2 tRNA genes are annotated in these 219 nt (G+C 56.6%); both read left to right on the forward strand.

The window, feature by feature from the left end:
- The first annotated feature begins 22 nt into the window (after window positions 1-22).
- Window positions 23-98, forward strand: a tRNA-Val gene (locus OGX66_RS01665).
- A 46-nt stretch (window positions 99-144) separates the two neighbouring features.
- Window positions 145-217: transfer RNA gene (locus OGX66_RS01670), tRNA-Val, on the forward strand.
- Window positions 218-219 lie beyond the last annotated feature (2 nt).

Below are 219 nucleotides of genomic sequence, written 5' to 3' on the forward strand. Positions count from 1 at the left end.
ATAATGCGACTCCACACAGCGGGGGTGATTAGCTCAGCTGGGAGAGCACCTCCCTTACAAGGAGGGGGTCGGCGGTTCGAACCCGTCATCACCCACCAACTACTTTATGTAGTCTCCGCCGTGTAGAGTAAGAAATTGAGAAGTGGGTGATTAGCTCAGCTGGGAGAGCACCTCCCTTACAAGGAGGGGGTCGGCGGTTCGATCCCGTCATCACCCACC

Source organism: Citrobacter sp. Cf072 (assembly GCF_030334485.1).
Taxonomy (GTDB): Bacteria; Pseudomonadota; Gammaproteobacteria; order Enterobacterales; family Enterobacteriaceae; genus Citrobacter; species Citrobacter freundii.